Here is a 26889-nt window from a genome sequence, read left to right on the forward strand (position 1 = left end):
TATGCCGGAACCTGAATTGCCACAAACCCGCGGTCCGCGGGTCAAATTGCAGCCCTTAGGCGACAAAGCCATCTTGGTGGTGTTCGACCGCGAGTTAAACCTAAAGGCCAACCGACAGGCGATTCAGTTTTCCCAACAAGTGCAGGACAAATTGGCCCCCCATATTGAGGGGGTCAGCTCCAATTTGCTCTCGTGTTTGGTGCGCTATAATCCGAAAACCATTAGCTTCACTCGGTTGCGACAAGAACTGCAATTGATGTTGTCGCGATTTGATTTGGTTGGCGAACGGCCGCCTATGGAAACCTCACCGGTCACGATCAATGTACATTATGGCGGTGAGCAGGGGCCCGACTTTGAGTCAGTGTGTGCCCAGCTTGAAACGTCGCCGAACGATTTCGTGGCCACGCACACCGCGTCAGTTCTGGATGTACTGGCTTTAGGGTTTTCCCCCGGGTTCATCTATCTCGGCCTGCATGAATGCTGGCGAGAATTTCCCCGGCGCACCGCTCTAAAGGAAAATATTCCTGCAGGGTCAGTTTTATTTGCGGCGGGTCAAACAGCGATCACCGCCGTGCCGATCCGCACAGGATGGAGCGTGATTGGCCATTGTGATTTGCTCAACTTTGACGTGTCCCGAGATCCTCCTGTGAAGTTGCGACCGGGACATAATGTCAAACTGAATGCGGTGGAGGTGACACATGGCTAAGTTGACGCTTCAGCGCGTATCACCCCATTCGACAGTGCAGGATGCTGGGCGCACAAATGGTCTTCAATATGGATTATCTGCCAGCGGGCCAATGGACCGCCCAGCTTTCGACCAATGCCTGACTTTGCTGGGCGAAGCCGCGGCGACGGGGCTCGAATTCACATTTTTGGGCCTGAGCTTCACCTATGAAGGGCCAGCAATGGCTATGGCGGGGGCTGGTGGTGAATTTTTGCTCAGCATTAATGGTGCTGCACAAAATTGGCCAGTCAAAACCGAGTTGCACGATGGTGATAAGGTGGACATTCAAACCGGCCCAAACGGCATGTATGGGTATGTGCGTTTTGCTGCCGACATTGATGTGCCTCTGCTTCTTGGCAGCAAATCCACAAATCTTGCGGCCCAAATTGGTGGGCTAAGTGGCCGCGCGCTGGCCATCGGCGATGAAATTTCGCTTAAACAGGGCGCTGTTTTGACCGCGGCACAACATGTGAAGGACCCACCATTGCAGGAGCCTGATCCGGTTGTCACTCTGCGAGTCCTGCCCGGGTTGCACGCCGATTTGTTGGGCCCCAATATTTGGCACAACCTGTTTGAGCATGAGTTCCAGATTTCTGCATCGACCGACCGCATGGGCGTTCGTTTGGTGGATGCGCATGATCGCTTTGCCAGCATGGAAAAGTTGAACCTGATTTCGGACGCGGTGGTGCCAGGGGATGTTCAAATTTTGGGCGATGGCACACCGGTCATCCTGATGCGCGACCATCAACCCACGGGGGGATATCCGCGCATCGCAACTTTAATAGATAAAGACCTTGACCGTGCGGCCCAATTGCGGCCAAACACGCGCATAAAATTTCAATCAATAAGTCTAGAGAAAGCGCATTATTTATTATGACCCAAACGGCTCCTACCAGCATCGACTTGAATGCGGATTTGGGCGAGGGTGCCGGAACCGACCAGGAATTGATGCCGCTGATCTCCAGCGCCAATATTGCCTGCGGCGGTCATGCCGGCGACGAGCAGACCATTCGCGAATCCATTAAACTGGCTCTTGCCAATAATGTTGCGATTGGTGCTCACCCCGGTTTTGAAGATAAAGAGAATTTTGGTCGCGATCGGCTCGATTTGAGCTTTGAGGAATTGCGCGACCAACTGTTGCGGCAACTCGAGCGCTTCCAAATAATCGCCGAGGAAGAGGGCGCCAAGATACGCTATGTGAAAGTGCATGGCGCGCTGGCCAATATGGCCTGCGAAGATGCAGAAATCGCTGATCGCGTGATGCGTGTCATCAAGGAATTTGATCCTGAAATGCCAGTTTTAGCTCTCGCCAGCACTGAACAGACCATGGCGGCCATTCGCCACGGTTTGCCCGCCTACGACGAAGCCTATGCGGATCGTGCCTTTACTTTTGAGGGCCACTTGGCGCCGCGTGACATGAAGGGGGCGGTATTGCACGATATCGACCAAGCGATCGCCCATGTTGAGAATATCGTGCATAAACAAGGCGTTTTGGCCATGGATGGAAGCTATGTGCCGCTCAAGGCTCACTCCATTTGCGTGCATGGGGATAGCCCCGATGCGGTAGAGATGGTGCAGGCCATTGTGCACACCCTAAAACAACAAGATATAGAAATACGGTCCTTTTTGGACGTTCAGGGAGACAATTGATGAGTGCCCAGATCATCGATGGCAAAGCCTATGCCAAACAATTGCGTCAGCGCATCGCCGAACATGTGGATCGTTTGAAAAACGAACATAATTTGACACCGGGGCTGGCCGTTGTAATTGTGGGTGAAGACCCCGCCAGTCAGGTCTATGTGAACTCCAAGTCGAAACAGACCAAAGAAGTGGGCATGAACTCATTTAAATATGAGATGCCCGCGGACACCAGCGAAGCTGACCTGTTGGCGTTGATCGATGAGTTGAATGGTCGCGACGATGTGAATGGTATTCTGGTACAATTGCCTGTGCCCGATCATATTGACGCCGACAACATCATCAAACGCATTTCACCGGCCAAGGATGTGGACTGTTTTACGCCTGAAAATGTCGGCAAGCTGGCCATTGGGCTGCCAGGACCTGTCTCCTGCACACCATTGGGCAGCCTGATGTTGCTGCGCGACCATTTGGGCAAGCTGGAAGGGCTGAATGCCGTCATCATTGGCCGATCCAATCTGGTGGGCAAGCCCATGTCGCAATTGCTGCTGCGTGACAATTGCACCGTGACCGTTGCGCACTCGCGCACCAAAGATTTGGCAGGTCTTTGCCGCACGGCCGATATCGTTGTGGCCGCGGTGGGCCGCCCTGAAATGGTCAAAGGCGACTGGATCAAACCCGGTGCGACGGTGATCGATGTGGGCATAAATCGGGTGGACGCGCCGGAAAAAGGCGAGGGCAAAACCAAACTGGTGGGCGATGTGGCCTATAACGAAGCGGCAGAAGTGGCAGGAGCCATCACGCCCGTTCCTGGCGGTGTTGGTCCCATGACCATTGCTTGCCTTCTGGCCAACACCATCACCACCACATGTCTGGCGAACGGGCTGACGCCGCCAAGCGATCTCACGGCATAAACAGCAACGAGTAAAGCTTTTGGCTGGCTAGCGCCGTTCGCGCCGTCGTCCGCCGCGCCGTTTGGGTTTTTCGCCTGCTTCTGCGGTCTTTTTCACAAAGGCCCCCATATCGAAATGGGCGCGGGTGAGGGGAAACGCATCGGCGCTATTGGGAATGCCCATCGCGTCAACAAAATGCTGCTGAAAGGCCGGTTCCAGCGCCGTTTCGATTTTGGTGACCGTTTGCGCGGTCTCTTCGATTGATCGACGTTCGCCCCGGCTTAACAAGGCGCGCAGTGCACCTTGGCCGGCGGCGTTGCCCACAGCACGGACATTTTCCACGGTGCAATCAGGCACAAGGCCCAGCAACATCGCATAAGCCGGGTCGATATAAGACCCGAATGCCCCGGCGAGTTTTATTTTGCCCAGCGTCTCCAGTTGGGCATGATCCATCAACAATTTGACGCCCGCATAGAGCGCAGCTTTGGCCAATTGAATGGCGCGCACATCATTTTGGGTCACCACCAGCCGTGGTGTGCCTTCGCGCACCACAAATGACCAGGTGCGGCCATGCTCCACCAAAACCTGTTTTTCAGCTTCACTTTCCGGCGCCCGGATGATCCCGTCATCGGTCAAAATGCCCGCCAGACGCATCTCGCCGATAATCTCGATAATGCCGGAGCCGCAGATGCCGGTGACGCCAGTGGTTTTTACCGCCTCGTCAAACCCATCTTCATCTGACCATTGCTCGGTACCGATCACTTTATAGCGGCAGGACAAATCATCGCGATTGATGCGAATGCGCTCAATGGCCCCCGGGGCAGCGCGCTGACCGCAAGAGGTTTCCGCCCCTTCAAAAGCGGGACCGGTAGGCGAGGAGGCGGCAAAAAGCTGCGTACCATTCCAAAGCGCGATTTCCGCATTGGTCCCCACATCCACAATCAGTGTGGGCTCTACATTTTCCTGGGGCCGTTCTGCCAGCAACACGGCTGCCGCGTCAGCGCCCACATGCCCTGCAATCAGGGGCAGCAAATAGGTTTGGGTGCCCTTGGGCAGGTCAAGCCCGATCTCATAGGCAGGCACATGCACGGGTGTCGATTGCACCAGCGCAAAAGGCGCTTGCCCGATTTCTGTAGGGTCCCAGCCCAAAAACAGATGGTGCATCACCGGGTTGGCCACAAACACACAATCGAGCAAATGGCTGCGCTTGCGCCCAGACATGTCAAGCAATTGCCCGATCAGATCATTAACGGCCTTCAGCACGGCTGTGTTGAGATCATCCAGCCCGCGCTCATTCATCATCACATAAGAGACGCGCGACATCAGATCTTCGCCAAAGCGGATTTGCGGGTTGGCGACGCCGGCGGAGGCCAGAATTTCTCCGGTCGACAAGTCGGTGAGGTGAGCGGCGATGGTGGTGGAGCCGATATCAACGGCAATACCGCCCATCTCATCGCTCAGGCCCTCATAGAGCGCCACGATTTCGGGCTGCGGTCCGTCCAGATGCACAGCCGCTGTCACCTCCCAATTGCCATTGCGCAAAATCTTTTGCAGTTCGGCCTTCAAATGGTGCTGAATGCGCAGATTTTCCAGATCAAACTGTTCCTCAATTGCCCGACACAGCCGATCGCCATCCCCCATCGGATTGTGCATGTCAGGCTGATCCAGCTCCACATAGCACAGCCGTATCGCGGGATCGCGCAGCATGCCCAGCGTATTGGCATCTTTGCGGATGGTTTGCCCAGCCACACGGAAAGCATCGGGGATGTCGATAACAATATCGCCCTGCAAAGTGGCCGAGCAGGAGAGGCGCATGCCCGGCTCAAGGCCGCGCTTTTGATCATAGCGCTCTTCTTTGAAGCCTTTAGGTGACAAGCCCTCTTCACTGCTTTCAATGCCAAATTTGGCAAATTTGCCGCTGGCGACGCTCACCTGACATTTGCCACAAATGCCGCGCCCACCGCACACACTTTCCACATAAACGCCAAGCTCACGCGCAGCATCCAATATGGGCGTGCCGATGGGGAAGCGTCCCTTGCGTCCAGAGGGCTGGAAAACAAGCAATGCATCTTGGGGCGCGGTCATAAAATCTCCTATCCGCGGGCGCGACGACGACCAGAACGGCGGCGGCGACCCCCGCCAGATTCCCCGCCTTCACCTTCAGGTGCAGCCGGGCGGTTGGCGCGCAACCATTCGCCACAATCCGGGTCAAACCCGTTCAGCACATTGGCTGCGCGGATCGCATCCATCTGTTCCTTATGGGTGGCGCCCATGATGGCTGAGGTCAACCCGTTTGAGGCGGCCATGGCTAAAAAGTGACCGGTCATCAACTGGCGGTTGGGAATGCCAAAGCCGACATTGGACGCGCCACATGTTGTGTTCACCTGCAATTCCTCGCGCAACCGGCGCAATAGGGTGAAGACCTGACGGCCCGCATCATTCATCGCGCCAATGGGCATCACCAGCGGGTCAACCACAACATCTTCTTTCGGAATGCCGTGGTCCTGCGCCCGTTCCACGATTTTTTTCGCCACTTCAAAGCGCACATTTGGATCGGTGGAAATGCCGGTTTCATCATTGGAAATGGCCACAACCGCGGCGCCATATTTCTTGATCAACGGCAATACCCGTTCAAGGCTCTCATCTTCGCCGGTCACGGAGTTGACCAACGGTTTGCCCTGATAGACCGAAAGCCCGGCTTCCAGCGCATCAATGATTGAGCTGTCGATGGACAAGGGCACATCGGTCAGCGATTGCACCAATTGTACACAATCCGCGAGAATTTTCGGCTCATCCGCCAGCGGTACGCCCGCATTCACGTCCAAAACATGTGCGCCTGCCGCCACTTGCGCCAACGCGTCTTTCTCGACGGTGCTGTAATTATGCTCTTTCATTTCCGCCGCCAGCTTTTTGCGGCCGGTAGGGTTGATCTTTTCGCCAATCACGCAAAATGGCTGGTCAAACCCGATGATCACTTCTTTGTTGGGTGAACTTAAAACAGTGCGTACAGTCATTTATGCCTCTAAAGTGTTGCGGCCGCCATTTTGGGCCAATTGTGCAAGAATCTTTGTCGGATATTCAGCTTCCAGTTCGTTGGCGATGCGCTCCATCGCGTCTTCCGGCGCTTCATCGCCAATATCGATTTGTTCGCGCCGCCACTCTTCCAGATAGGCATCGTCATCTGCGGCGCCAGACACCATGGCAGCCTTGTCCACGGCCACCATGAAGCGGTCGGCAAGGGGGCGTTTCTTGGCCTTACGGCCTTTGCCAAAACTGATTTGGGTGGGGATGTCGCGCCAATATATAACGGTCAAATTCATCTCAGCTTGCCTTGTTCAAAAACGGTTCAAGATCGCCATAACCTGTGTCACGGATTTCAAGTCTAAGTCCCAGCCGTTTGGCCGCGTGCAAGGCTTTCTCATTCAGCTTGGGATCATTGTTCTGCCGCAGGTAGAGCAATCGGGTATAATTGCCGAAGTAAGCGTCGCGCAGCTCGGGATGCTGGTCCAGCCCCAGCGGTTTGAACACCAGCGTATCAAACTGCCGCACCAGATAATCGGTCAGATAAAAGGTGCCCGGCTCATGATCATGCACCACATCAAACTCATCCAACCCGAGGAAAAAAGCATAGCAATGCGCGCCTTCCAACCGGGTGGCCTTATATTTCTCCAGCACATGATCAAGCTTGCCGGCGGTGCCACAATCAGCATAGCCGACCAAAAGCTGATCGCACTCTTCAGCCATTTCGGCCAGCGCTGCATCCACCGCCGCGGGAATGTCCCGTGGCCGGGCATGTAGTTCGGCGGGCAGAAATTTGAGCTGCCAATGATCGCCGCCCAGCTGCTTTTGCAATTGCAAAATCTCACGCGCCAAGGCGCCGCAGGAAACTATTCCTACGCGCGGCGTCTCATTTTGATGTGCTGCGTCATTACTCAACATAGTGCCCGTTTGTTATGCCTGCTGTTGCGAAATCAACCGCTTGGCCGTGTCCACGGCCACCGCTGCATCCCGACAATAAGCGTCCGCTCCGATGGCTTCGCCAAATTCCTCGTTCAGCGGGGCACCGCCCACGATCACGATCAATTCGTCGCGAATGCCTTTTTCTTTCAATGTTTCGATCACAACCTTCATATAGGTCATGGTGGTGGTCAAAAGCGCGGACATGCCCAAAATATCAGGCTTGTGCTCTTCAATCGCGGCGAGGAACTGATCCACATCGGTGTTGATGCCCAGATCGATCACTTCAAAGCCAGCGCCTTCCATCATCATGCCCACAAGGTTTTTGCCGATATCGTGGATATCGCCCTTCACGGTGCCGACAACCATTTTGCCCATTTTCGGGGCACCGGTTTCGGTGAGCAGGGGACGCAGAATGGCCATCCCGGCCTTCATGGCGTTGGCGGCCAACAACACTTCAGGCACAAATAATATGCCATCACGGAAATCATCGCCAACGGTTTTCATGCCTTTGACCAGCACTTTGGTCAAAATGTCATAGGGCGCCCAACCACGTTCAAGAAAGATATTGACGCCTTCTTCAATCTCTTCTTTCAGGCCGTCATAAAGATCGTCCTGCATCTGCTCGGACAGTTCTTCATCGTCCAGTTCAGATAGAATGATATCGTCTTCTTCATCCGCCATAAGATTGTCCTCAATAGGTGACGAAAATTAACCGCGACGCCGCCGACGGTTGCTTCGATCAGATTTCTTGCTTGATTTGGGGGACACAAGCGGCCCCAACGTTTCGATGATTTCTTCCGCCGTCGGTGCATCGCCGCCATTATGGGCGCGCATCGCCTCGGCCATGGCTTTCACATGCTCCGGGCTGTTGCCGCAGCACCCGCCAATAATCGACACGCCCAAATTCATCGCCAGTTTCACATAGTCAGCCATCAATTCAGGTGAGCCGGAATAAACGACCTTGTCGCCTGCGATTTTTGGGATGCCCGCATTGGCCTTGGCCACAACTGGCAAGCCATCCGCATTGGCCACCATATCAATGGCCGCCACCAACAGGTCAGATGCGCCCACGCCGCAATTGGAACCAAAGGCTTGAGGGCGCGGGTTCTTGCCAGCCATTTGCTGGGCAAAGGCGGCAGGCGACAGGCCCATCATGGTGTTGCCCGCCGTGTCAAAGCTGGCTGTCGCGACATAGTCGAGCCCCACCTTGTTCGCCGCTTCAATGGCCGCGTCAATTTCATCAGGGGAGGACATGGTCTCGATCCAAGCCACATCAGCGCCACCCTCTTTCAAGCCGGTCATTTGTTCTTCAAATGCCTCTACGGCGCCTGCGTAGGTCAGCTCACCAAGCGGAGCCAACAGGTCACCTGTGGGGCCAACTGAACCGGCCACGACAATTTCGCGCCCGGATTTGGCCACCAAATCACCAGCAATCTCTGCCGCTGCGCGATTGATCTCGACGACGCGATCCTGCAAATCGTGAAGGTGAAGCCGACGGGCGGTGCCGCCGAAGGAATTGGTCACCACAATGTCCGACCCGGCGTCAATAAAAGACTGGTGCAGCTTCTGAATGCGGTCCACATGATCAAAGTTCCAGGCTTCAGGTGCTTGTCCCGAATCGAGGCCCATCGGAATGAGGTTGGTGCCCGTGGCGCCATCGGCCAGCAAGGTGCCTTTTTCTTTCAGGAGTTTTTGTAGCTTATTCATGCTGATCCTTCTTGGTCCGCGAGTGTTGGGTTGTCATATCACATTTGAGATATAAAGAAACCTTTATATCCCTAAAAAGTGATTTTTTCCATTATTCTGCCACATCTGCGCCGCATTTTACCATGAACTACGCTTCGGGCGGTTTTTGAAATGGGCTGGATTAAACAATTCGAAACCATGCGCCCAATGTACGGTGGGCAACTGCGCTAAAAATACGTTATAATAACGGTTAAAATTCGAACCATAAAAGCTGAATGCGGATAATGAAGAAAACCACAAAAAATGTGCGCGCACTGGTTGCGCTCGTAGTCAGTTTGCCTCTGCTCGCCGCCTGCGGCAATGCCACGAGTTGGATGAGCGATAACATCAATACCAAAACGAAATTCTCTTCCTCTGAATATGGAGTGTCCGCGTCTCCGCGTTTAACCTCTAGCAAGAATGTACGCAAAGGGGGTGGGCGTTACCAGGTGGGGAAGCCGTATAAAGTGGCTGGCCGTTGGTATCATCCTGAGGAAGATCCCAACTATGATAAGGTCGGTCGCGCGTCTTGGTATGGTCCAAACTTTCATGGTCGCCTGACCGCTAATGGTGAAATTTTTGACCAGAACCATTTGAGCGCCGCACACCCCACATTGCCATTGCCCTCCTATGTGCGCGTAACAAACCTGGATAATGGACGCTCTGTAATCGTCCGGGTGAACGATCGAGGGCCATTTGCCCACGGTCGTGAAATTGATTTGTCCAGCCGTACCGCAGATGTGCTTAAATTCAAAAATCAGGGCACGGCTAAAGTGCGTGTCCAATATGTTGGGCGTGCACCATTGGAAGGCGACGACACACGTTTCTTGGTGGCCAGCATCAACACACCCACTGAAATGGAACTTAACAGTGGTACACGTCTTGCATTCGCCGACCCAAACAATTTGACGCCCATCCAAACAGCAGCGCTGGCGCCTGAAACCGTGCCTGTCCGCCCGTCGCGAACCAACTTGAGCGCTTTGCAAAGCGGCAATAGCGGATTGGCAGCTGACGCGGCATATGACCAGCAATTTTCCTCTTACGTAGACACTAGCCGTGTTGTAAATGGCGCTCACGCGGCTGCCAACGTAATGGCCGGACAAGCAGGTGCTTTGCAGCAGTGGCAGCAGAGTATGGATCTAGAAGCCCGTACCATCAATAAAACTCTAGGGTTCGAAACTGATGCAAATGCCGCTCATGAATTGGCGATGGAATTTGCGCAAATTGCAGCGGTCCGCACTGTTCCTGGTACAAAAAATGGCCGTGAGGGGTATGGCGTGCTGATCGAAACACTGCGCCCCGGCGTCACCAAACAAGATTTGCTCGAATTGACCCGGAGTCTTGGCCTAGACGAATTCCTCCTATATGAATAAGGCAATGGTGCCAATCAGTTGGCACCAGTTCAGTGCCGGCGAGGGGGAGGTGAGTTGCCATGTTATTCAGGAAGGCCTGCACATTCATTTGTGCCATCGGGTTGGTTTTGCTTGGTCTCTTAGGCGCAGCCTTTGCGCAGGTTGAATTTGAAAGCCGCGCCGAATTTGCCATCCTAATGGATTATGAATCCGGCACGGTCCTCTACCAGAAGAACGCCGACAAGCCTATGGAACCAGCGTCCATGGCCAAGCTGATGACCATTGCGGTCGTGTTTGATCGTTTGAAATCTGGTCAGCTTAAAATGTCCGATGAGTTCTTTATTTCGGAAAAGGCTTGGCGCGAGGGCGGCGCGGCCTCTGGCGGCTCAACCATGTTTGCCGAACTCAATTCTAAAGTCAGCGTGGAAAATCTGATAAAATCAGTGATCATCCAGTCAGGGAATGATGCAAGCATTGCCCTGGCCGAAGCCATTGGCGGTACGGAAGCTAGTTTTGCTCGCGTAATGAACGATAAAGCCGCAGAACTTGGCCTCGAAGATTCACATTTCACCAACTCTACCGGCTTACCCGACGAAGACATGCATGTCACGGCACGTGACCTTGCCAACCTGGCGCGTTACATTATCAAAACCTATCCTGAATATTACGACATGTTTGCTCAAGATGCGTTTGAATGGAATGGCATCAATCAACGCAACCGCAACACGCTGTTGGATGATGGGATTGGAGTTGATGGCCTGAAAACCGGGCACACCGAATCTGCAGGTTATGGCATCGTTGCCTCAACAACTGAAGGAGGGCGCCGACTGGTGGCGGTCCTGCACGGCATGGAGAGCAAGAGCCAGCGCCAGGAAGAGGCCCGGAAATTGATCACGTGGGGAACGCGTACCTTTGAAAAGCTCGAGACCTTTGACGATGGTGAGCTTATCGGTGAAATTGGCGTATATGGCGGCGAAGTGCCCACGGTGGGCCTCATCGGCGATGGTCCCATAGATCTTTATGTGCCAAAAGGGTCGCGTCGCTGCCTCAGCGCCCGCATTGTCTATCAGGGCCCCATCAAGCCTCCTGTGGATCGCGGTCAATATTTGGCCGATCTGCATGTATATTGTGATGAGAATCTGATTCAAAAAACGCCGCTTTATGCGGCAGAAACTGTAGAGCAGGGCGATCTGGTGCGGCGAGCAACGGACGCATTGAAAGAATTGACCCTAGGTTGGCTGAAATAGGCCGCAAGCAGAAAGTCATTATGCAGGCGCGATTTATCACATTTGAAGGCGGTGAAGGGGTGGGCAAATCCACTCAAATTCAACGCCTTGTCGCCAACCTTAACAAGCGCGGCATTGAAGCGGTGCGCACAAGAGAGCCCGGCGGCACCCCGCGGGCCGAGGCCATCCGCTCCTTTTTGCTGCAAGGCAAATCGGAAGAGTGGGGCCCCAGTGCCGAAGCAATTTTGTTTGCCGCGGCGCGGCTGGACCATGTCAACGCCATGATCCGTCCCAATTTGGAAAGCGACAAATGGGTCCTTTCGGACCGCTTTCACGATTCCACGCGCGCCTATCAGGGGTTGAATGGTGGCGTGCCCACCAAATTGATCAGTGCACTGGAACAACTGGCACTTGATGGCACCCAGCCCGACATGACAATTTTGATCGATATGGACCCTGAACTGGCCTTTGAACGGGTGCGCAAACGTGCGGCAGAGGACGGGCTGGACCTGCCGCCAGATCGTTATGAAAAGGAAAATCTCGATTGGCACCGCCAGTTGCGCCAGAATTTCCTCGATATTGCCCAACGGGAAGCCCAACGATTTGTGGTAATCGACGGTGATAAGTCCGCCAATGATCTGGAAAGCGCTATTTGGGAGGCCGTGGAAAACCGTTTTGCCAATGAGTTTGAGCACTAATGGCGGACACGGAACTAGAGCTGCAAGCAGACCAATTGTCCAACGCGCCCTTGCCGGAGCAATCCACCGCGCTGTTTGGCCATCAAATCCAGTTTGAGCAGCTCTTGCACGCCTATGACACCAATAAGCTACATCATGCCTTCCTGATTGCTGGGCCGAAGGGTATCGGCAAATCCACTTTTGCTTATCATGTGGCGCGACAACTGTTCGCCAAGTCTGGCGATGAGCCGTTAGATCGCGTGGCCGAGCAGATGCAACAGGGGGCGTTCCCCAATCTCAAAGTCATTCGGCGCCAGAAAAACCCAAAAACCGGCAAGTTCGCGGCACAGATTTCGGTCAATGATGTGCGCGACGCGGTGAAGTTTTTTCAAACCAGTGCGGCGCGTGCCGGCGTTCGTGTTTGCATCGTCGATTGCGTTGATGATTTCAACGCCAACGCGGCAAACGCTTTGCTTAAAACGCTTGAAGAGCCGCCGCAAAACGCGGTCTTTTTGCTGGTCACTCATCGGGTAGGCGGTGTGTTGCCCACCATTCGCTCCCGCTGCAATCTGCTGCCGCTGAAGCCGATCAGCGATCAGGATGTGCAGGCGGTGTTGAACCAGGCTGGCATCCACATGGACGGCGACGACCTCAACCAAATCCTGACCATTGCCAAAGGCCGGCCACGCAAAGCATTTGAGGCCCTTGAAGTGGCGGACAATCCGGCGCTGAGCGCGCTATTTGCTTGGTTGGAAGCGCCCGATCAACATGGCGAAACCGCCATGCTGGAGTTGGCCGCGGCACTGGGCGACCCCAAAGCCGAACAGGTTTGGCAATTGGCCGTGGAAATGATTGACAATCACGTGGCGGCGATTGCGAAATATCTCAGCGCACAGAATGCGCCGCGATCCCTGCTTGCCAAAGCCCTTACGGTATGGGAAAAGACCCAGGAATTGGTGGCCGAGCAGGCCATTTTCAATCTCGACAAGAAACAAACCATCACCATGGTGCTCGAACATATCCGTATGTTAAATCAGGCGGCCATGATGAATGAGCATCAAACTGTTTAAGCAAGACCCGAGGCTTATGAGCGATAAATCCTATTATGTGACCACCGCAATTCATTATCCTAATGGCGTGCCGCATATCGGCCATGCCTATGAAATGGCGGGCGCGGATGCCATGGCCCGGTTTAAACGGCTTGATGGATATGATGTCAAATTTCTGACCGGGACAGACGAGCACGGCATTAAAATGGCGCAAACAGCCGCGGCGCGGGGAATCACCCCAAAAGAACTGGCCGACGAAAACTCAGCTCAGTTTTTGCGGTTGGCCGATGCGCTGAACCTGTCCAATGACGATTTTATCCGCACCACAGAAGAGCGGCACAAAAAGGCGTCTCAAGCTATTTGGCAACGCATGCAGGACAAGGGCGACATCTATGAGGACATTTATGCCGGTTGGTATTCGGTGCGCGATGAAGCCTATTATGACGAAAGCGAGCTGACCAAAAACGAAGCGGGCAAAAAAATATCGCCTCAAGGCACGCCCGTGGAATGGGTTGAGGAGAAAAGCTTCTTCTTCCGCCTGTCTGCCTATAGCGACAAGCTGCTCGCTTTCTATGAGCAGCATCCGGAATTTATCGGCCCCAAAGCGCGCCGGAACGAAATCACCTCATTCGTAAAGGGCGGCCTGCGCGACCTGTCCATTTCCCGCACCACCTTCGATTGGGGCATTCCCGTGCCTGATGCGCCGGAACATGTGATGTATGTTTGGGTCGATGCGCTGACCAACTATATCACCGCGCTCGGCTATCCCGATATTGACGGCGACGATTTCAAAAAGTTCTGGCCCGCCGACGTGCATGTGATCGGTAAGGACATTACCCGTTTCCACGCCATCTATTGGCCCGCCTTTTTGATGAGCGCCGATATTGATGTGCCGAAAAAAGTCTATGCTCACGGCTTTTTGACCGTGGACGGGCAGAAGATGTCCAAAAGCGTCGGCAATGTGGTCGATCCGTTTGAACTAATTGAAGAATTCGGGTCAGACGCCTTCCGCTTCTATTTCTTGCGCGAAGTGAATTTCGGCAATGATGGCGACTATAGCCACGAAAAATGCGTCAATCGCTGCAATGCCGATCTGGCGAACGATTTTGGCAATCTTGCCCAACGCTCCTTGTCCATGATCGCCAAAAACTGCGACAGCAAAGTGCCCACGCCCGGTGAATTGACAGATGAAGACCAGGCGTTGCTGGACAGCATTGCCCCGGCGCTTGAAGAAGCCCGCACCGCCATTGACGAGTGCTTGTTGCATGACGCCGTGGGCGCCATCTGGCAACGGGTGGGGGATGCCAACCGCTATTTTGCCAGTCAGGAACCCTGGGTGCTGAAAAAGAGCGATCCGGCCCGCATGGAAACGGTGCTTTATGTGACCGCTGAAGCCATCCGCCGGCTGGCGATCGCGGCACAGGCATTTACGCCGATCGGCGCGGGCAAGTTTCTGGATATGCTGAACATTCCGGCCGACAAGCGCCAGTTTGCGCATATGAGCGAGGCTGAAAAGTTACAGCCCGGCACCGACTTGCCTCAACCAAGTCCTGTCTTTAAACGTTTCGAACATGAAGCGAAAGAATAGAAGGCCGCGACTTTATGCTTGTCGATAGCCATTGCCACTTAGACTTTGACGCGCTGCAGGCCGACATTGACGGCGTGATGGCGCGCGCCAAAGAGGCGCGTGTGGAGCGCATGGTCACCATCTCCACCCGCGTCAAAAAGTTCGATCAAATCAAGGCACTTGCGGAGAAATATCCGCACGTCTTTTGTTCCGTCGGCACCCATCCGCACAATGCCGATGAAGAGCTCGACATCAGTGTTGAGCAATTGGTGGAACTGTCCGCCTATGAAAAGTGTGTCGCCATTGGCGAAGCCGGGCTGGATTATTACTATGATAACGCCCCGCGCGAGGCCCAGGCAATCGGGTTCCGTCGCCATATCGAGGCCGCCCGAATCACCCAATTGCCGCTGGTGATCCACACGCGCGACGCCGATGACGATACAGCACAGATTCTAAGCGACGAAACAGAGAAGGGGGGCTTCCCCTTTGTGCTGCACTGCTTTTCCGCCGGGGAAAAACTGGCGCTACACGGCATTGAGCTGGGCGGCTATGTGTCGTTCTCCGGCATTGCCACGTTCAAATCGGCGGCTTCTATCCTGGAAACCGCAAAAAAACTGCCGCTGGACCGCATTCTGGTGGAAACTGACGCGCCTTATCTGGCGCCGGTACCGCATCGCGGCAAATCCAACGAGCCGTCTTTTGTGCGCCATACGGCCGAGCACCTGGCCACACAGCTTGGGCAAGATTTTGAAACGTTCGCCAAACAAACCACCGAGAATTTCGATCGATTATTTAATAAGGCGGTAAAGTGACCCAGCACAACAAGCCAAAAATTGTTGCAACAATTCTCGGCTGTGGGTCATCCGGCGGCGTGCCGCGTGTGGGCGGTCATTGGGGCGATTGTGATCCCAACAACCCGAAAAACCGGCGTCGGCGTTGCTCTTTGCTCCTGCAGGGTTTCTACGAGGAAGGCGGGCCCGCAACCAATGTGTTGATCGACACCGGTTGCGATATCCGCGAGCAATTGCTCGATGCTGGTATTTCCAGCCTCGATGCCGTGTTTTACACGCATGAACATGCAGACCACACCCACGGCATAGATGATTTGCGCGTGCTGGCGCTGAATGATCGCAAACGCGTCGACGTCTATGCTTCCAAAGCCACGTTCGCGCGCCTGAACACCGCCTTTGACTATTGTTTTAGCGCCCCGCCCCACAGCCCTTATCCGCCAATTTTGAACGGCCATGAGATGGAAGCGGGTGACGTAATCACCATCGAAGGTGAGGGTGCACCAATCCGTCTCTCCGCCTTTGATCAGGAACATGGCAGCATCCGCTCGCTTGGTTTCCGTATAGGTAACCTGGCCTATTCCTGTGACGTATCAGACATTCCAAAATCGTCATATGAAGCGCTGTCCGGGCTTGAGTGCTGGATTATCGACGCGCTGCGGCGCAACCCGCATCCCAGCCATTTCAACCTTGAAGACGCGTTGCACTGGATTGAGCATATGAAGCCGAAGCGCGCCGTGCTCACCAATATGCATATTGATCTGGATTATCAGCAGGTGCTGGACGAAACGCCAGGCCATGTTGAGCCGGCATTTGATGGTATGCAAATCGAGATCAGCTAGTCTCAGCTAAGCGCAATGCAGACACAATGGTTTCATCGTCTGGAAACCGAACCTTCGATAAAGGTGCTCAGCGCTGCTGTCCGCATCGGCCTCCAGCATGATGTCCATTGTCGGATCAATGCCACGCACATGTTGAATGGCAACGCCAACAGACTGCGGCAAAAGCCTTGGCCGCAATAGTCAGGATGCGTCTCCACATTCTGAAACCGCGCAACGCCATCATGATATAATAGGCCCAGATCCGCCACCAGGCGCTCACCAACAAAGGCACCCAGCCAAATCCCATGCTTTTGTTCGACAAGCCGACGTAAAACTACAAAGCCGCTTCCTGAGCACAGCTTTATCTTCCAGCGTGTAACCATCGCCGGAAACCATCTCTTGAAACGCGAAGACTTGACGCCAATCCTTTTCGCCGTCAATCGACCGAACGGTCTCTAGCTTTGGCGCTTCTGGCAATATTTGCGCCATCGGAAAATGCAAACCAGACGTTGTGTCCAGCTCATAACCCAAATCTTCAAACTCAGCCAAGAGCTGAAATGTTGGCGCCGCATCACAATACTAAACAATCGCCACATGATTAAGCGCGTCGCCAAAAGCTTTATTGAATGCGGAAATCAATCGCGCCGGTCTCTTAATACCCGAGTCCCGCACAATCATAAAATTGCCCCAATAAAAATCAGGCAGGTGTGGCGTGCGCACAATCAAGAAATCATCAATGCCATTGGGTATGCGTTTCCGTGGGCAGCAAAAACAAATCGCTGGCAAAAATGTTGGACGTCAGTTTCATGAGGACATCATAATGCGATTTGAGGCGCATGTCAGTCTCGACGCGGTAGAATGAACTGGCCGACAATCAAGCGAAAGGTGGCGACGTAATGTATTTCCCTGACAACCCATTGGATTAGCTATACAATAAAAGTTCCATAATATATATTATACGAATTATGTATGTTAGCGGGTGTGCGCTACCTTGAAGTGCGACTTTTGTTTGAAAACAATAAGTTATCAAACGGAGGGATTATGCCATGGGACAAGCTTATTCGCAACTCACCCTTGAAGAGCGTCGCAAGATTGAACGCTGGCGCCATGCACGCGTATCTGTTGATGAAATCGCAAAGACCTTAAATCGTCACCGATCAACAATATTTCGAGAGCTACGACGCAATTATTTTTTGGATCCTGAGTTACCAGATGTGAAAGGCTATTTTGCGGTTGCAGCACAAACGCGTTCATCAAATAGACGTACTCAGCAACAAAAACTGATCAAGTTTCCTGATCTATGCCGCCGCATTGTAGAGAAGATAAAAATTGGCTGGACGCCAGAGCAAATTGCCAACCGCATGATTTTTGAAAACATACAACCAAGAGTCTGCCAGGAAACAATCTATCGCTACATTTATTCTGAAACTGGCATGGAACAAGAATTATGGTGGTATTTGCCCCTGCACCGCAAATCACGCTTACCCCGTAGAGCGCGAAAGAAGTTACCGTCTAAATTCCATCGTGACGTCAGTATTTTATTCCGTCCCGAGGCTGTCGCCCATCGCAGTCAATTTGGGCACTGGGAAGGCGATTTGATGCTGTTTAAGCAACATTTTGGTCAAGGCAATGTCACCTCGCTTGTGGAGCGTGTCAGTCGATTTACTGTGCTGTTGCGCAACTCGAGTAAACACACAAACCCTGTGATGAAAAAGATCGCTTCAGCGATAGGCTCCCTCCCCTTTATTGCGCGCCGCTCTATCACGTTTGACCGCGGTACCGAATTTGTATCCTGGCCGCACCTGCAATCGGAAATCGGGACACAAGCCTGGTTTTGTGATCCATCAGCACCTTGGCAAAAGGGCACGGTAGAAAACACCAATAGAAGAATAAGGCGATGGCTACCTCGCCAAATCAACCTCAAAGCGATCACAGATCATGAATTGAAAATGATCTGTGATCGCCTCAACCAAACACCGAGGAAATGTCTTGGGTGGAAAACGCCTGCCGAAGTGTTCAAAGAAAAGATGCTGGAGCAAGCCGAACGAACGCGTTAAAAAAGGAGAACAAAAGTCGCACCTCACTTAGCGGTCACACAAGTTGACAATTGAGAACAGCCATCCGGGCATTGAGCAACATTCGGTAGTTATGGGCTCAATGCTGTCATTTGGCATCAGGGTTTTGTCTTTGACCCAATTCCCAAAAGCGGACATTGAATGGGGTGGATCTAGTTCTCCCAAACAAGAGGTTAAAACACTTCATCGAATGAATTGACTTTGGTCTGCTGGGTGCCGATTGCGTCGGTGGCGGATGAGTTGTCCGACCCTTTGATGGTTTTATAAAAGTTAGACCAACCCAAGCTTTTTCTGAACATACTCAGCGTTAAGGTGTTTCGATACATCCATTGGATCGCATCGGCCATCTGGATCAAAGTCAATTGGGCCGATTTTATTCGCGACCATTAAGGCGGCTGCGTTTAAGGTCGCGGTGCGTTTGCCCATCCCCATTAGAGCAGCGGCCATCGCCATGAGCACATTGACGCTTTGGTTGCTGTAACGCTTATCTATTTTTTCGACGTGGGTAAGAAAATATCCCTCGCTAGGTGCACTCTTGCGCTTGTCCTTGGATATTTCATACAGCAAGCCGTAACCACAACGCACTCGTTGATGGTCGTCACTTTCGATCCATTTATCTGCCAACTCCACAACAAAAGGCGTTTTCGCCAATTTCGCATCACAAGAAGAAAAAACATGTGCCAAATATCCACCATTCAACTGCTCCACTTGGCGCTCGGCTTGCTCGATGGTTATCATTTTTGGGTCATCAATAAGCAACGACAGGATTTTCATTTCATAAATGTCAGTGTGCCAGAGCTCGTCGGCGAGATCCGCGTCGCGACCTATAGTTTTGGCAAATTTTCGCAATCGCGTAAGGCCGATGCCGAAGCTTTTCAGGCCGCCAGACTTGTCGACATGCTTTTGCCAATGCGCGATGCCACGTTCATCTTGGTTCGACTGCAAAAATTCAAGGATGTTCAACTTGTTCATGCCGTGCGCCTCGCCACTTGATTGCTTTCAGTATGCACCTAATGGCTCGATATGGACATAACAGCCATACAAATTATTGTAACACTAAGTTCGACCGCATTTCGCTTTGTTGAAAAATAATTGGTATTGCCCTAAGCTATCTCATGCCAAGATTTTCTGATCATGATGATTATATAGCAGCAGCGCCCGAACAGTTCCGTCCGCTTTTGGAGCAAGTGCGCAAGCAATTGGCACGAGCCCTCCCAGACGCGGAAGAGCGAATTATGTATGACATGCCAGGTTTTGCGATTGGGGGCTCAATTGTCGCCGGCTATGCGGCCTTCAGCAAACAATGCGGATTGTATGTCAGCAAAGGTGCCATAGCATTACATGAAAAAGACATCACCAGTGCGGGTCTCAAGGCGAGCAAGACAGGCGTGACTTTCACAACTCGTCAACCCATTGCGGATGAACTAGTTAAAAAGCTGGCGATCTCCTCGCGTAAGGAACTTCAACTCTAGAATTCAAGCTCAACGTCGTTCTCACTGTTTGTAACCATATTAATCTGCTACATCCCAAGAGCTGCCATTCGTGCCATTTGTTTTGAATTCCTCCAAGCTGCAATGGACGTACTATGCCAAAAGCGAACATGAACGCTCGGCGAGTTGTCGCAGGGGTATGTGATGAAAAGGCTTCGACCTCTTGTACTGGCTTGAACGTCTACTGTCCCATCACACAGACCTATCGTAGGCGCGTGCTTGTGCCGGATGACCCACCCATCCATTCGATCGCGAGACAATCCGCGTGCTTTCTTCCCCGATTTTATTCTTTATTAACGCAGTAAAAATTTTAGGGCTTAGAGCTGCTAAATTTCATTGTCTTTTAGGACACGTTTGGCAGTATCCCCGAAAAAACATACAACGGTTTTGAAGAGGGCAATATGCATGTCAAATTTGATCTTCTTCTCGAAGATCTTCCACGACCACCTACGCGAATGTGGCCTGACGGTGTTTGGTTTGCTCCTGCATTTTCGTCAGAAACCCTCGCGGTACACCTTTATACACCCAAAACCAACAGCTACCCGGCACCGCCCGGAGTAAATATTATTTATATGGCAATTTGTGGTCGGTCAGATATTTCAATAGCTGGTCGGGTATATGATATGCAGCCCGGCGACGTTGTTACAGTCGACGCCGATACGCCTCACGAATTTATGAGATATACTGGCGATTTTGCCGTATATGTTATCTTTTGGCGCTCGCTGTCACAGATAAAGGCACAAAAGCAAGCGAAGACGCGACATCGTCCGTCTGCCAAACGCATAAGCGCTTAAAACCAGAAGTACATTGTGCATACCCCGCACTACCTCAGCCGCCATCACCTTGTCTCATAGAGTCGAGAGGACGGCGGCCTAACCAGTCTTAGACCGCTACGACTTTGCGCGTCATTCCATCACGAGAATAATACAACCTTTTCCTCAGCAGCCGCATCAATAAAGGATTGCGTCTGATCGGGAAGCATTGGTTTTGAAAAAAAGTATCCTTGAAAAGTTGTGCATCCGAGTTTCTGAAGTTCGACGAGCTGCGACCGATCTTCAATGCCTTCTGCAATGCAGCCGAGCTGCAGTGATTTACATAAATCAATGAGCGTAGATGCTATATGGCGTCCTCTTGTGTCGCTGCCAATAGATTGAACGAAGCTCTTATCAAGTTTTACATGATCCAAAGGTAGATGTTGGAGGTAACTCAAACTGGAGTGACCGGCCCCAAAATCGTCCATCGCAATGGACATTCCGGCTTCTTTAAACGCCTTTAGACACGCTATAGCCCCTTCAAAATTTTGAATTGCAGCAGTTTCTGTGATTTCAATCGTTATTCTTTTGGGGTCAATGTCGTGCTTTTTGCACAGATGCACCAGATCATCGACAATATCTTGGTTCAATATATCGACCGCCGAAATGTTTAAGCCAATTTTCAGGTGGTTTGGCCAATCCTTTGCCGCACGCAAGGCTTTCTCAAAAATACACTTTGTGATTTTGGTAATAATTCCGGTGGTTTCAGCGATGGGAATAAACTCGTTTGGAGGCACGTTACCAATTGTCGGACTGTGCCAACGTGCAAGTGTTTCAAAACCTACAAGCGTCTGATGCTTACTATCCCAAACAGGCTGAAAATTTACCAAAAGCTCTGAACAGAAATCTGCATCTGAAAGCGCTTTTGTTGTGCGAGCGGTGGACAAAATGTAGTCAGCATGCCCCTCTTCAAAAAATACGATTTCACTTCTTGAAAATTGTTTTGCATGGCATAGCGCAATATCAGCGACTTCAAATAGGCTTTCACGAGAAGCGCAGTCGTTGGGGTAAGAAGCTATACCCATTGTCGCGGTAAGCTTGAGCATAATGCCGTTAATTTCGGCCGGGTTATTGATTGCGGTCATCAACTTTTGGGCGAAGCGTCCGATGGCATCCACATCGGTGCCAGCACACACAATTGCAAACTCATCGCCGCCGACTCGACCAAAATAGCCGTCAATCGGGATTTCAGCCTTAAGTCTTTGCGCAACCAGTTTTAGAATTTTGTCACCAAATGCATGGCCATAAAGGTCATTCAGCGCCTTAAAACCGTCGAGATCAATTAGGAGTAGTGAGCAAGCAGTTGTCGAATTGATTTCACCAGCGTCAACTTCCTGTTGCAGTTTTCTGAAAAAACTTCTCCGGTTGGGCACGTTCGTCAATGAATCTATGTTCGCCAATTTATTCATTTTGGCATTCGATTTTTTCAAACGCGCTCTACTCTCCACCTCGCGACGAAAATACTTATCGTGATTGCTAATGATGGAAAGTAGCAATGTGACGACCATCACCATGTTGAACGCAATTTCGCTAAATATTCTTTCTTCTTGCAGGAATAGAAAAACTGCGGCCGGTATCGTCGCCAGGAAGAGAATTAGCATTGGAGCTTGAGGAAGTGCAGTGAGGCCAAACATACAGCCCGCTATGGTAAAAACCATGAAAAACAAAATATGATATTTGCACTCCAAATCAACTTGTACAAACACCACAAATGCCCAAGCATTCAGAAGCAAAATGAGAGCGCAAAGTGACCAAAATACACCTCTCAAAAAGCGCCGAGCTTCAGAAGCCTCAAGTCGATTTATGTCTAGCTTTACCCATGTGAGCATCCTTATCACGCCACCGAGAATGAGAGCTCCAGGGATAGGGACGGTCAAAACAAATGGAGCATTCCCATATAAACAAAAACACAGTACCGCCATGTTCACGATCAAAATCGAGTACATTAACGGCACTTGACGCTTTGCCGCATGTAAGCGCTCAATTAAAACTTCGTCATTTTCATTGGCGAATGAAAAGTAATCGAACGCCTTTTTGTAAACATCTGCCAACATATACCCCCCCATTATTCGCCACTATCTAAATGAAAAAATTCAACGAAAATATTGAATAACAATCTCATTCAAGTCCGTGCGAATAACCCTAGATTTTTCCATCGCCCAGAAACTTAGTGAGCTTTGGTGCACGTCTTTTTCTCAAACAGATGCTGAAACGGATTGAAGAAACAGGGCGCGCCACAGAAACCGCACTGAGCAGCGCACAAAAAGTCGAATTCACCGGCAAAAATAGCTTTTGCCAAAGTTTGTATAATTTCCCGGGACATGCTTGCGACAATGAATGAGCTTTGCATGCTAAATTCCCGCACCCTTTTTGAAGTGCATCAAGGGCGCTCCGTCAGCACCCAGAACCTCGGTAATCAAGTCTGTGGGGATTGTGCGAGCCAATCCAGATTTGTCCACAATTTCAATACAAAAGACTTTATTCGTTTTCCTGCATTCCGACCGTCGGATGTTGACTATCCGACCGACCACGTGGTCGGTCGTTTCATTTTCTCGCCAGAAAATTTTTATTTGCGAAGGTGGGGCCATCATAAAACACCTTGAATTTGCCAGCTTCAGAGCATCTCATCCCCAATACCTTGCAAGATGCCGGATTAATTTAGAATGAAGTTTTACGTTCAAAAGTGATAAAAGAAATATTTTTCTCTCAAAGGACCGGTATAACTTAGTTTTGTCGGTGGCTACCTTTAGCCCCCACAACCCGAGTGCCCATATACTTTAAAGATAAGGCAATATTTTACTCCGAAACAATGCGGCGACGTACTGATATATCAGTGCCCACAAATACACCGTGCTACGACCTTCAGCAGGGCGGATTATTTGCTTAGATTATTCCGCTTTCAATCTGCTTTACTTCCGCCTCGTCATGCACCTTAGCAAGACCTTTGAATGGTCAATGGAAATTCTTAAGAAATTCGAGATACGATTTTCCTCGATTTAGTCCTCAATCATGCGAGACAACGTGGAAGAGTTCGACCTATTTTCGGATGATATTGACGCGGCAAACACGATCGTCAAGACGCAGGAGTCACTGTTTGACACCGAACAGCGGTTGGGTGCAATGCTGGATGCTATGCCGATCGGTCTCCTGTTTCATACGCAACAGGGCATTCTCTATGCCAATAATATGGCATGCGAATTATTGTATAGTCAAAAGTCAGAATTGGTTGGTCGGCATTTTCTGGACTTTATAAGGGAGGACGAGTTTTCGGCCGTCGATAGTTTGTTGCAACGGGCTTTTAATGTGTTTGATAAGGCCGTGGAAACTGAAAGTGTTCTCGTAATTAGGGACAAGACAAATAGGCTGGTCAAGATTACCACCGGCCGATTGCCCTGGGAGGGCACGCCGGTGATCCAAATCTTGTTTCAAGATATAACGGCCCAAAAGCGGGCGGAGCAATCATTAAGAAAACTCTCAATTACCGATGAATTGACGGGAGCATATAATCGGCGCCATGTCTTTTATGAAGCGGAATCGTATCTGCAGCAAAAGAATTCTCCGCCTGTCACCATTGCCATGCTCGACATTGACCATTTTAAATCTCTGAACGACACATATGGTCACGCGGTGGGCGACACAGTGCTGAAAGATGTGACGAAGATGGCTCACGATTTCGTCCCTACAATTAGAAACTGCAGTTCTGCAATGTTTGCGCGTATTGGCGGCGAAGAGTTTCTGTTCTTGTTGCCTGGGCTCAAAGTGAATGAGGGATTTGCCGTTGTTGAAGAGTTTCGGCAATCGTTATCGCGGCTTAGGGTGGCGCAAAAGGGCGAAGGACTGGTCAATATTACCGCAAGCTTTGGTGTGGCAGAGTTCAGAGAAGATGATAAAACCATCGAGAATCTTTTGCGTCGAGCCGACGATGCGCTCTATCAGGCAAAAAATAACGGGCGTAATCAGGTCTGCAAGGCTGTATAGAATTTCCTGGTATGCAAACAGCACAATCTTGAGCACTCTGTGAGCCGCCGTGGAAACTATCATGATAACGCCGTGGCTGTGAACTTCTTCATCCTTTTAAAGCGCGAGCGCACTCGCAGGAGAACATACAAAACGCGCGATCAAGCAAGATCAGACGTGTTCGACTACATCGCGATGTTCTATAATCCGAAACGCAAACACGCCAAAAATGGCATGCTGTCACCCGCAGACTTTGAAAACCTGCAAAAACTGAACCCGCAGGGTGTCTAGAAAAAACCGGGCTATGCTATTGCACAAATCAAAGCGCGCAAACGCGCCCAAAGTGCAGCTCGCCTAAAATCATAAATGCGCCGTTCAGATATTTTGAAATTGTTCGCGAAATAGCGACATTCGAAACTATCCATACATCTGCTTATATTCCCGATGCGCCGCCTTACGGCGATCGTCGATATAGGCTGCCAAATCTTGGATATGGACACCGCGGGCGCTCTTTTGGCTGTTCTCAATCCTCACCAGCTGCAGCGGTATCTGACCCTCACTGACTTTGCGCAGAAACTTCGGTAGGGTTAGGTGGGGAAAGAAATCCTCGCACACTTGCTGGGCTGGGATGATGGGCAGGCCGTCATATTTAGCCATCAATAGGAACGTTGTGTTCATTTCAAATTCCCTTCGAAGGATCTCATGCCGCGTTGCTTTGCGGTTGAGGTTTAAGGGCAACTCATTGATGTTGCCGCTTAAGGCGGTTGTGAATGGCCGATCAGGCAGGCCTGAAAAATGCTTTGTCATGGCATTGCAGCAGGGACAGTTTGCATTTTCATTGAACATTTTTGATATCTGGAAACCGCTTTGTGGCGTTACGCCGCCGATACAGACGAGGCTTTATTGATGTCAGCCGAGCCACTCATTTGGGGTGGTGACCGATTTGCTATCCATGACCCTAATCCCGGTTTTGGGGCGCTGTGCGCTGTTCGCTTTACATATCATCCAGTCACATTGTGTAGCGGATATTGCCTTAGATGATCGCATCAACCCGTTTCATGGGCTGGATGGTTTTGCGCAATGGGAGAAATTCCTCGCGCACATTAACGCCCGGATGATCGCGCCCCACATCGCGAAGCTATGTTGCGATGATGATTTGGTTTGCCGCGGCGATTTGCGATTTGATGATATATATGCACGCGCCCTTTCCCGGCCTCCTTCGCGCTGTATAGCGCAATATCTGCCGCTTGGAGTACTTGCTTCATTGTTTCGCTTGGCAGAAAGCTTGTCATGCCGACGCTCACACTTATTTGCTCAATCCCCTTTACATTTGTCAGCGATAGGTTCTTAACGACGTTCTCAGCAAAGTGACGTGCAGAGTCGGGCGTATACCCTTTTAATACTGCAACAAATTCATCCCCTCCAAGCCGGGCCAAAAAGTCGTCACGGTGCAATGAAGAAGCAAGATATCCAGCAAAATGTTGAAGAATTTGGTCGCCAGCAATATGCCCGAGTGAATCATTTACATCCTTAAAACCGTCGAGATCAAACAAAAGCATAAATAGAGTTTCAACCGTGGAATTTGGTGTCTCTGAGAGGCCCTCAATATGCCTCTCGAGCGCCGCGCGGTTCCCTATACCTGTCAGAACATCTTCTAATGCCAACTTCTTCAGGCGTTCTGTTGCGTTTCTTTTATTTGTGACATCTCGCTCGATTGCACCAAAATATCGAATGGTCCCGGTTTCGTCGCGCAATGGAACAATGTGAATATCCAACCAATAGGGCGTTCCGTCCCGCGAATAGTTTAATAATTCTTCTTGACATTCACTCCCTTCTCTCAAGGCCAATGAAATGCGGTGGAGTGCCTTTTGAGACGTCCCCGGCCCTTGTAAAATCCGAGGAGATTTTCCAATTATTTCTTCGGGACTATAGCCGGAAATCCTACAAAAAGCAGGGTTGGCATAAATTATTAGTGGACCAGGACGGTCCAGATCATCAGCAGAAGTCACAACGATAGCATCGTTAGTAGCCTCAACCAGATCGAGCAATGCTCTGTTCACAATCGTCTCGGTACCGGCCATTCCTATAAGCTCCTCTATGCAAAGTTGTATATTTTACATCTTGATTAAATGTAG

The 26889-nt window shown here is 51.4% G+C and carries 24 protein-coding genes and 1 pseudogene; 15 read left to right on the plus strand and 10 right to left on the minus strand.

The annotated features are described in order from the left end of the window. Position 1: 1 nt before the first annotated feature. Genes L1I42_RS07530 through folD form a run of 4 tightly spaced genes read left to right on the plus strand, consistent with a single transcriptional unit; the run spans position 2 to position 3276 of the window. The gene (locus L1I42_RS07530; protein ID WP_236113862.1) at positions 2-706 is read left to right on the plus strand and encodes a 5-oxoprolinase subunit B family protein; all 705 of its coding nucleotides are present in this window, start codon (positions 2-4) and stop codon (positions 704-706) included. Then, complete coding sequence (locus L1I42_RS07535) at positions 699-1601, plus strand: 5-oxoprolinase subunit C family protein (RefSeq protein WP_236113863.1); 903 nt, start codon at positions 699-701, stop codon at positions 1599-1601. The genes L1I42_RS07530 and L1I42_RS07535 overlap by 8 nt, the downstream gene beginning before the upstream one ends. Continuing rightward, complete coding sequence (locus L1I42_RS07540; RefSeq protein ID WP_236113864.1) at positions 1598-2374, plus strand: 5-oxoprolinase subunit PxpA; 777 nt, start codon at positions 1598-1600, stop codon at positions 2372-2374. The genes L1I42_RS07535 and L1I42_RS07540 overlap by 4 nt, the downstream gene beginning before the upstream one ends. After that, positions 2374-3276: a bifunctional methylenetetrahydrofolate dehydrogenase/methenyltetrahydrofolate cyclohydrolase FolD gene (folD, locus tag L1I42_RS07545; RefSeq protein WP_236113865.1), complete on the plus strand. Its 903-nt coding sequence runs from the start codon at positions 2374-2376 to the stop codon at positions 3274-3276. Before L1I42_RS07540 ends, folD begins: the two co-directional genes overlap by 1 nt. 27 nt (positions 3277-3303) lie before the next feature. Here folD and L1I42_RS07550 read toward each other — a convergent pair whose 3' ends face one another. From L1I42_RS07550 to bmt, 6 genes are read right to left on the minus strand one after another with little or no spacing between them, the layout of a single operon-like run. Next, positions 3304-5340 carry an ASKHA domain-containing protein gene (locus L1I42_RS07550; protein ID WP_236113866.1) on the minus strand — a complete coding sequence of 679 codons (2037 nt, stop codon included), beginning with the start codon at positions 5338-5340 and terminating at the stop codon, positions 3304-3306. A gap of 8 nt (positions 5341-5348) precedes the next feature. Further along, positions 5349-6269: a dihydropteroate synthase gene (locus L1I42_RS07555; protein ID WP_236113867.1), complete on the minus strand. Its 921-nt coding sequence runs from the start codon at positions 6267-6269 to the stop codon at positions 5349-5351. After that, positions 6270-6575 carry a virulence factor gene (locus L1I42_RS07560; protein ID WP_236113868.1) on the minus strand — a complete coding sequence of 102 codons (306 nt, stop codon included), beginning with the start codon at positions 6573-6575 and terminating at the stop codon, positions 6270-6272. A 1-nt stretch (position 6576) separates the two neighbouring features. Further along, the gene (locus L1I42_RS07565) at positions 6577-7194 is read right to left on the minus strand and encodes a DUF1638 domain-containing protein (RefSeq protein WP_236113869.1); all 618 of its coding nucleotides are present in this window, start codon (positions 7192-7194) and stop codon (positions 6577-6579) included. Between the two features lie 12 nt (positions 7195-7206). Further along, positions 7207-7896 (minus strand): corrinoid protein, encoded by a 690-nt coding sequence (locus L1I42_RS07570; RefSeq protein ID WP_236113870.1) that lies wholly within the window; start codon positions 7894-7896, stop codon positions 7207-7209. Positions 7897-7923: 27 nt separating this feature from the next. Then, positions 7924-8922 carry a betaine--homocysteine S-methyltransferase gene (gene bmt / locus L1I42_RS07575; protein ID WP_236113871.1) on the minus strand — a complete coding sequence of 333 codons (999 nt, stop codon included), beginning with the start codon at positions 8920-8922 and terminating at the stop codon, positions 7924-7926. A 467-nt stretch (positions 8923-9389) separates the two neighbouring features. On the opposite strand from bmt, the gene L1I42_RS16425 reads away from it, so the two are divergent. The 8 genes from L1I42_RS16425 (at position 9390) to L1I42_RS07615 (ending at position 18477) form a co-directional block, all read left to right on the plus strand. Continuing rightward, on the plus strand, positions 9390-10313 hold the full coding sequence (locus tag L1I42_RS16425; protein WP_439651474.1) for a septal ring lytic transglycosylase RlpA family protein: 924 nt from the start codon (positions 9390-9392) through the stop codon (positions 10311-10313). 59 nt (positions 10314-10372) lie between these two features. After that, positions 10373-11539 (plus strand): D-alanyl-D-alanine carboxypeptidase family protein, encoded by a 1167-nt coding sequence (locus L1I42_RS07585; RefSeq protein ID WP_236113872.1) that lies wholly within the window; start codon positions 10373-10375, stop codon positions 11537-11539. A 20-nt stretch (positions 11540-11559) separates the two neighbouring features. Continuing rightward, complete coding sequence (gene tmk / locus L1I42_RS07590) at positions 11560-12216, plus strand: dTMP kinase (RefSeq protein WP_236113873.1); 657 nt, start codon at positions 11560-11562, stop codon at positions 12214-12216. Then, on the plus strand, positions 12216-13265 hold the full coding sequence (locus L1I42_RS07595; protein ID WP_236113874.1) for a DNA polymerase III delta subunit-related protein: 1050 nt from the start codon (positions 12216-12218) through the stop codon (positions 13263-13265). Before tmk ends, L1I42_RS07595 begins: the two co-directional genes overlap by 1 nt. 16 nt (positions 13266-13281) lie before the next feature. Further along, positions 13282-14832, plus strand: a complete 1551-nt coding sequence (metG, locus tag L1I42_RS07600) for a methionine--tRNA ligase (protein WP_236114189.1) — start codon at positions 13282-13284, stop codon at positions 14830-14832. A gap of 14 nt (positions 14833-14846) precedes the next feature. Continuing rightward, positions 14847-15623 carry a TatD family hydrolase gene (locus L1I42_RS07605; protein ID WP_236113875.1) on the plus strand — a complete coding sequence of 259 codons (777 nt, stop codon included), beginning with the start codon at positions 14847-14849 and terminating at the stop codon, positions 15621-15623. Next, on the plus strand, positions 15620-16441 hold the full coding sequence (locus L1I42_RS07610; protein ID WP_236113876.1) for an MBL fold metallo-hydrolase: 822 nt from the start codon (positions 15620-15622) through the stop codon (positions 16439-16441). Before L1I42_RS07605 ends, L1I42_RS07610 begins: the two co-directional genes overlap by 4 nt. A gap of 1025 nt (positions 16442-17466) precedes the next feature. Next, complete coding sequence (locus L1I42_RS07615) at positions 17467-18477, plus strand: IS30 family transposase (protein ID WP_236113877.1); 1011 nt, start codon at positions 17467-17469, stop codon at positions 18475-18477. Between the two features lie 288 nt (positions 18478-18765). Here L1I42_RS07615 and L1I42_RS07620 read toward each other — a convergent pair whose 3' ends face one another. Then, the gene (locus L1I42_RS07620) at positions 18766-19467 is read right to left on the minus strand and encodes a DNA alkylation repair protein (protein WP_236113878.1); all 702 of its coding nucleotides are present in this window, start codon (positions 19465-19467) and stop codon (positions 18766-18768) included. Between the two features lie 143 nt (positions 19468-19610). Here L1I42_RS07620 and L1I42_RS07625 point away from each other — a divergent pair, with 143 nt between their 5' ends. Beyond that, positions 19611-19967 carry an iron chaperone gene (locus L1I42_RS07625; protein ID WP_236113879.1) on the plus strand — a complete coding sequence of 119 codons (357 nt, stop codon included), beginning with the start codon at positions 19611-19613 and terminating at the stop codon, positions 19965-19967. 931 nt (positions 19968-20898) lie between these two features. Here the strand turns inward: L1I42_RS07625 and L1I42_RS07630 are convergent. Beyond that, positions 20899-22851 carry a putative bifunctional diguanylate cyclase/phosphodiesterase gene (locus tag L1I42_RS07630; RefSeq protein WP_236113880.1) on the minus strand — a complete coding sequence of 651 codons (1953 nt, stop codon included), beginning with the start codon at positions 22849-22851 and terminating at the stop codon, positions 20899-20901. Between the two features lie 967 nt (positions 22852-23818). On the opposite strand from L1I42_RS07630, the gene L1I42_RS07635 reads away from it, so the two are divergent. Both L1I42_RS07635 and L1I42_RS07640 read left to right on the plus strand, forming a co-directional pair. Further along, on the plus strand, positions 23819-24775 hold the full coding sequence (locus L1I42_RS07635) for a sensor domain-containing diguanylate cyclase (protein ID WP_236113881.1): 957 nt from the start codon (positions 23819-23821) through the stop codon (positions 24773-24775). 15 nt (positions 24776-24790) lie between these two features. Next, positions 24791-25045 (plus strand): annotated as a pseudogene (locus L1I42_RS07640) (IS3 family transposase); the annotation flags it as partial. A 126-nt stretch (positions 25046-25171) separates the two neighbouring features. On the opposite strand, the gene L1I42_RS16370 reads toward L1I42_RS07640, so the two are convergent. Continuing rightward, a complete protein-coding gene (locus tag L1I42_RS16370) occupies positions 25172-25600 on the minus strand; it encodes a pyocin activator PrtN family protein (RefSeq protein ID WP_369413081.1) in 429 nt (142 codons plus the stop codon). Positions 25601-25857: 257 nt separating this feature from the next. Continuing rightward, a complete protein-coding gene (locus L1I42_RS07650; RefSeq protein ID WP_236113882.1) occupies positions 25858-26835 on the minus strand; it encodes a sensor domain-containing diguanylate cyclase in 978 nt (325 codons plus the stop codon). Positions 26836-26889: the final 54 nt, after the last annotated feature.

The sequence above is a fragment of the Maritalea mediterranea genome (assembly GCF_021568695.1).
GTDB lineage: Bacteria > Pseudomonadota > Alphaproteobacteria > Rhizobiales > Devosiaceae > Maritalea > Maritalea mediterranea.